This window comes from Aurantimonas sp. E1-2-R+4 (assembly GCF_036549515.1).
Classification (GTDB): domain Bacteria; phylum Pseudomonadota; class Alphaproteobacteria; order Rhizobiales; family Rhizobiaceae; genus Aurantimonas; species Aurantimonas coralicida_A.
The window spans coordinates 1-680 of record NZ_JAZHLK010000154.1 but is presented as its reverse complement, the minus strand read 5'-3'; the positions used below and the strand labels follow the sequence as shown (position 1 = coordinate 680).

Genomic DNA, 680 nt, shown 5'->3' with positions numbered 1-680 from the left:
GACGATCTCTGGCGTGCAGTCGGCAACATCTGCGACCTGTTCGAGCCCGAAGAATGTTGGAACTACCTCAAGGCCGCTGGCTATGTTGCAGATTAATCGCCTGACGCTCTAATCGGGCGCAAGGATCTTGTCTGCCAGACCGAATCGATCTGTTGCAGTTCCGTATCTCCTGCATCCAGATATTTCGATATGTCATCGTCACCCTGATCCCTGGAGACGATCGTTGTTTTGCCCGAATTTACGGAAAGGCCCCGGTTGCGTAGCTCAAGGCTAAGCGCTTTCAGTGCCTTCCTTGCATCATGTTCACTGACGCAGGCGATCTTGATATCGTCCATGTAGCGGAAATAGTTATACCCCTTGGCTAGCATCGCCCGGTCAACCGGCAACATATATACGTTCGCTAGAAATGACGATGCGTCACGATTTTGCGGAAGGCCCGCCGTATCTGAGTAACACCAGCTCTTTAGGCAATCGAAGAGCGTGTTAACATAGACGCGGATATCGGCCTTTTCCGCCGGCAGCGCTGCCAACTCCGGCAGAAGCGATAAGAGTGTATCGCGCAGTAGTCTCAGAGTCGGTCCGGAAAGTTGTTCAATTTGAACAAAGCCTTCGCAGCATTAGGCGGATAGACGCCAGTTTGAGGAATGCGAGCGCGTTGCGCGACAGGTTCTCGAAATCCT

At 52.6% G+C, this 680-nt stretch carries 1 protein-coding gene; it reads right to left on the bottom strand.

Annotated elements, in window-relative coordinates:
* Positions 1-92: 92 nt before the first annotated feature.
* Positions 93-530: an RNA-directed DNA polymerase gene (locus tag VQ045_RS21835; RefSeq protein ID WP_331831626.1), complete on the bottom strand. Its 438-nt coding sequence runs from the start codon at positions 528-530 to the stop codon at positions 93-95.
* Positions 531-680: the final 150 nt, after the last annotated feature.